This is a genomic window from uncultured Gimesia sp. (assembly GCF_937919775.1).
Taxonomy (GTDB): domain Bacteria; phylum Planctomycetota; class Planctomycetia; order Planctomycetales; family Planctomycetaceae; genus Gimesia.
This window is the reverse complement of record NZ_CALFPF010000044.1, coordinates 1-5,383: the sequence shown is the minus strand read 5'-3', so window position 1 is coordinate 5,383 and position 5,383 is coordinate 1. Positions and strand designations below refer to the sequence as shown.

At 51.4% G+C, this 5,383-nt stretch carries 6 protein-coding genes; 3 read left to right on the top strand and 3 right to left on the bottom strand.

The window, feature by feature from the left end; genetic code table 11:
- Nucleotides 1-96 precede the first annotated feature (96 nt).
- On the top strand, nucleotides 97-867 hold the full coding sequence (locus Q0294_RS01275; protein ID WP_299459983.1) for a carbonic anhydrase family protein: 771 nt from the start codon (nucleotides 97-99) through the stop codon (nucleotides 865-867).
- 213 nt (nucleotides 868-1,080) lie between these two features.
- Here Q0294_RS01275 and Q0294_RS01270 read toward each other — a convergent pair whose 3' ends face one another.
- The gene (locus tag Q0294_RS01270) at nucleotides 1,081-2,058 is read right to left on the bottom strand and encodes a hemolysin family protein (protein WP_299459980.1); all 978 of its coding nucleotides are present in this window, start codon (nucleotides 2,056-2,058) and stop codon (nucleotides 1,081-1,083) included.
- 13 nt (nucleotides 2,059-2,071) lie between these two features.
- On the opposite strand from Q0294_RS01270, the gene Q0294_RS01265 reads away from it, so the two are divergent.
- A complete protein-coding gene (locus Q0294_RS01265; protein ID WP_299459977.1) occupies nucleotides 2,072-2,254 on the top strand; it encodes a hypothetical protein in 183 nt (60 codons plus the stop codon).
- Nucleotides 2,255-2,269: 15 nt separating this feature from the next.
- On the opposite strand, the gene Q0294_RS01260 is transcribed toward Q0294_RS01265, so the two are convergent.
- Both Q0294_RS01260 and Q0294_RS01255 read right to left on the bottom strand, forming a co-directional pair.
- On the bottom strand, nucleotides 2,270-2,707 hold the full coding sequence (locus Q0294_RS01260; protein WP_299459974.1) for a VOC family protein: 438 nt from the start codon (nucleotides 2,705-2,707) through the stop codon (nucleotides 2,270-2,272).
- Nucleotides 2,708-3,016: 309 nt separating this feature from the next.
- A complete protein-coding gene (locus tag Q0294_RS01255) occupies nucleotides 3,017-3,481 on the bottom strand; it encodes a hypothetical protein (protein WP_299459971.1) in 465 nt (154 codons plus the stop codon).
- A gap of 752 nt (nucleotides 3,482-4,233) precedes the next feature.
- Between Q0294_RS01255 and Q0294_RS01250 the strand changes: the two genes are divergently transcribed.
- Nucleotides 4,234-5,154, top strand: coding sequence for a sugar phosphate isomerase/epimerase family protein (locus tag Q0294_RS01250; RefSeq protein WP_299459968.1), 921 nt, complete (start codon nucleotides 4,234-4,236; stop codon nucleotides 5,152-5,154).
- The last annotated feature ends 229 nt before the right edge of the window (nucleotides 5,155-5,383 follow it).

The following is a 5,383-nucleotide window of genomic DNA, read 5'->3' as shown; positions in this document are numbered from 1 at the left end:
AGACATTGCTACTGATGTACCTGCCGTGTGGTAGAGTCCAAATGGTTGCATTATCAGAACACCACGCTTAGTAAGCAGATATAAGGAAGTCCGAAGATGATCAAAAAGAGTCCGAACCCACTGTTGTCCTGTTGTCTGTTTGTAATCTTGCTGACGGGGTGTGCGCAAAATCAGCCCGTTGCCACCAAGGCCACGGACGACAAAAACTCGGAAATCGAGGTGGATGTCAAACCGCTGGTGAATCGCGTTTTAACACAGGCAGAACAGAACGCACTGACGCCGGACCAGGTGTTGACGCTGCTCAAAGAGGGGAATCAACGCTTCGTCGCGGGAACACTGACGGCGCGCGACCATTCCAAACTGGTGCGTGAAGCAGCGCTCGGGCAGTATCCTAAAGCGGTTGTGCTTTCCTGTCTCGATTCGCGGGTTCCGGTGGAGGATGTCTTCGATCGCGGCATCGGCGATATCTTTGTTGCCCGCGTCGCCGGTAACTTTGAAAACACCGATATTCTGGGCAGTATGGAGTACGCCTGCAAAGTCGCCGGTTCCAAACTGGTTTTCGTCCTGGGCCACGAGCGCTGTGGTGCCGTGAATGCTGCGATTGACGGCGTCGAACTGGGTAACATCACCGCGATGCTGGCCAATATCAAACCGGCCGTCGATCACTTTAAAGATTACAAAGGTGAGAAAACAAGCACGAATCGCGAGTTCGTCAAGATGGTCACTGCGCAGAACGTCCTGGGCACCATCGATCGCATCAGAATCAACAGCCCGATTTTGAAAGAGATGGAACAGAAGGGGGAGATCAAAATCGTAGGCGGCATTTACAATATGCAGACCGGTGAAATCAGTATGCTGGAAGAATAATAGTTGACTTTGTGAGCCTGAAACTTGATGGCGATAGTGAGGGGCTCACGTCGTTCATGATTCAAACTGCAAAAACGTTTGTTAAACGGGATTCCACGATTCATATGGGGTCGTGGAATCTCAAACAGACGAGAGCAGTCAATGAGTGACAGGCTGCATCAATGACAGAGTGAACTGGAAATACGAGTCGACTGAGTTTTTGACCTTACGGCATCACTCTCTCCACTCAACGTCCTTCTCATCCTCAATTTCGCCGACGATTTCCTCCAGCACGTCTTCCAGTGTCACAATGCCGATTGTCTGGTTCGTTTGCTGCACGACGGCCAGATGCTGGTGACGTGTGCGGAACTCCAGCAACAGTTCGTCGGCATGCCTTTCGGCGCTGACGACAAACGGTGCGTGCATGATTGAAGTGATCGACGTCTCTCCCTCACCATCAGCGAGCAACCTCAAGACATCGCGGGTGAGCAGCATGCCTGGAACATCGTCGGGCGATGGTCCGAAGACAGGGTAGCGCGAAAACTCCTTTGTGCGAATGATCTCTGCCGCTTCGCTGACCGTGGCCGATACAGGAATCGAGATCACCTTTTCCAGCGGTGTCATGATGGCTTGAACCGTCCGATCGTTGAGGCGAAACGTGCGGAAGATCATGTGACCTTCGGTCGGTTCTATGTGGCCCCCCTTTCGCCCCAGTTTGACGAGCGCACGAATCTGCGTTTCCGTTCCGATTCTCCTTTGTCCCCGCATCATGGTGTCGGAAAACCAGGCGAGCGCCGCGCTGAGCGGATAGATGACGAACCCCAGGGCGCGAATCACGGGGGCTGCCCAGCGAGCCAGTTGCGGCGCGTAATGCGATCCCAGCGCCTTGGGAATCACCTCCGAGAAAACAATCGTGCCGAGCATGAGCACAATCGTGACGGGAACCAGGGACCTTGGTCCGTAAAGTCCGAATGCCTGCTGGCTGACGAGAATCGGTCCGAGCACATTGATCAGGTTGGTGAGAATCACAATCACCGCCAGTGAACGCGTCAGTTCCTGTTTCACTTCGCGCAGCCGTCGCGCTCCCTGTTTTCCGTGTTGAATCAGTTCATCGATCTCCGGGTGAGAAACGCTCAGGACTGCTGCGTCGACCGCAGCCATCAGACCGGATAAAGCGACAAAAACGATGATGGAACCTAGCAGCCAAACCATGAACTCACTTCCCATGCAAGAAGAATCTGCGAAGAAATTATTCCTGCGTCGAATATGTCACAAATGCGACCGCATTGCAACGTCTTCAACGAAGCAGGTTTCCGCACCGAATGGAATCGCCATTCATGACTTCCGGGCGCAGCAACTCGCCCCCGCGAGTGCACACCCTTATCAGGTCAGTATCTGTCGCATGTGATCATCGGGAAGTCTGCTACCTGAGTTCCTGGGCCAGGCCGATGAGAATTCCTTCGGGACCCCGGATGTAGCAGAGTCGGTACATGTCATCATACTGGACCACTTTGTCGACGAGCTCCGCGCCGCATTTGACGAGTCGGGCGAGCGTATCGTCGATGTCTTCCACGGCGAACATGACGCGCAGGTAACCGAGGGCGTTCACGGGAGCGGTACGGTGATCGGCGACGACAGGCGGGGCGAGGAATCGGGAGAGCTCGAGACGGCTGTGACCATCCGGCGTGCGCAGCATGGCGATCTCGACGCGCATATTGCGCAATCCCGTGACGCCATCTGCCCAGTCTCCTTCGACAGGGACGCGTCCCTCGAGCGTGAGCCCCAGTTCGGTGAAAAATTCAATGGCAGCATCGAGATCTTCAACCACGATGCCGACGTTGTCCATGCGCTTGACCGTCATAATATCTCCTGACCTCGGCCGTAACCGGGCGCCTGACTATTGATAGACAGATTTTAGTACTATTTCAATTGAATAGTGGATCAGTTTAGTATTTAGCAACCCGTAAGTCAGTTTTCAAGTTTACATTTTTCAGGGAAGACCGGGTAGATATTCGATGGTCTGGGCGATGTGTATTTCGTCGAAATTCATACTCGCTCTCTTTATGGATGACGACCAGAATCATCGGGTTGTGTTGAATGAAGTTGATTTCAGAAGCGAGTCCGGCCTGTGACTCTCTTCATGTGTAGCGCTTTGGCATGTTTCCTTTAATTACCTTTGTCGCCATTCTTCCATGCAACGATCATATTCTGGTTTTTTTAACCGTATTAAATCGATAGCCTTTTCGAGTGAATCGACACAGTATTCATCGAAGTCGTCAGGAGAAAGGGAGCGGAGTGCTTCTCGGCATTTATCACTGACGATAATGGCCAATGGTTTGTGACATCTTGTATGCCCTGACCATCCAATATCGTATACCCACTCCATATTGTCACCCCATTGGTAGCTGAGGTCGCTGAAGTCAAGAATCATGCATTCCGTGTACCATGCTCGCTGTACCGCTTCCATAATTGCCACAATGAATGTCGCGTCTGGGGCACCAACGGAACCATTGCGATACTGCCCAGAGAATGAGACGTGCACAAATTCCGGTGATGAGTATTGTTGGTGTGGTGGCAGTGAAACTGAGTATGTGATGGCACTCAAAGATTCAAAGCTGACCGAATTGAGTTTCATTAATCTCGACCTTCTTTGAAGCAAAATGACTCTCTATGATCCAGTGGCAGTGACGGTCCATGATCAAGGCATCTGATTTCGTCGTTCCAGTTAAATACTTTCTTATTTACTGTTTCGTGCGCGAAGAATGCGTTTCTCAGTTTGCTCGTTATCGGGTCTAAAACAGTGAAGTTCACTGTCTGGACCGTCTATATATAGTCGTCCACACTCGAAGCATTGCCACATTGTCCGTATTGGTGAATATAGAATTCTTCTCGACACCATATACGCATCCTGAACGGATAACTCGCCAGATGCTACGCGGTCTATGACTTCGTCATCAAGTCCATCCATCACACCATAGATATCCTGGTCAGGAATGAGGTGCGCTTTGTGGGAGATATAGTCGGACGTGTCAGATATTTGCTCACCGCAATGGCAGTTGATCTTCATGAAGTCACCAGGTAAAAAACCAGCACTTTATATCGATTAAGATTTTGTCTCAATCTACCAGTTAATAGGTATCTTATCAATTGGCGCTCCATAAATCACATTGCTAGTTTCGACTTTTCACGTACATCCGAGCAGCGATTTAACAGTCCGTTTCGTCACTCAGGAAATTTGGTCCCTCACATGAAAAGCGGAAGCTTTCTGAGTGCAATGTTTTTGTAAAGAATGTTACAATATCGTCAGGATAGGTACTTGTGACTTATTGAATTGAAATAATTAAACTGAAACTGACCGCAACAAGTCCAGACATCAAGGAGTTGACCATGCTCACATCGGATTCACTGTCTCGTCGCCATTTTATGCTGTTCGCGGCAGCCGCTGCTGCTTCTTCTCCGTTTCTTGCTCAGGGAGCAGAGAGTCAGGAGGGCTATCTCAAAGGCCGCCTGTATAAGACGTTGAAGATCGGGATGGTTCGAACGGGTAAGACGCTGGAAGAAAAATTTGCGATCGCGAAAGAAGCCGGGTTCGACGGGATCGAATTGAATACGCCGGGCATCGACGTTGAAGAAGTGCGTGCCGCCATCAAAGCGACCGGACTTCCCGTAGACGGTTCGGTCAACTCCAGCCACTGGCAGGTGCGCCATACCGATGCCGATCCCGCAGTGCGTGCGAAAGCCCTGGAGAGTCTGAAAGAAGCGCTGCGCCAGACACATGCGGTCGGCGGAAACACGGTGCTGCTGGTCGTGGGCAAGGGGAGCGACGGCCCCGAAGAAGAAATCTGGAAACGATCGGTCGAAAATATCTCAAAGGCAATTCCCCTGGCGGCGGAACTCGGAGTCCCCATCGCTGTTGAAAATGTCTGGAATCAGTTCTGCTACGATCACGAAGGTGACCACAATCAGACCGCGGACAAGTTCGTGAAATACATCGACGAATTCAATTCCCCCTGGGTCGGCATGCAGTTTGATATTGGAAATCACTGGAAGTATGGCAGCATGGGGGACTGGATTCGGCAGCTCAACAAACGGATCATCAAGCTGGACCTGAAAGGTTTCTCGCGCGAGATGGGCAAGTTCACCAAGATCGGCGAAGGCGATCTGGACTGGGCCGACGTCCGCAAAGCGCTGGCCGAAATCAAATACGCCGGCTGGGCGGCAGCAGAAGTCTCCGGCGGCGATCTGGAGCGTCTGAAAGAAGTCTCAGCGAACATGGACCGCGTGTTTGGTTTGACCTCGCAGTCTTAATGCAGATGGCACAATCGCATTGCGGCACAGGACCGATTTTTCTGTGCCGCAATATGACTGTTTTCTTTGGTCTCTGCAAAAACTAGATTATTTCTTCATTGCTCTGAATCAATTGAACCAAGTATTTGATTGGCATACACAACGAGTCGCTCTCGCATTCCTTTGACGATCAGTCCGCGGAAGTCACCGGTCTCGTCACCAGGCCAATCAAGAGGCAAGCCGCTTCGAT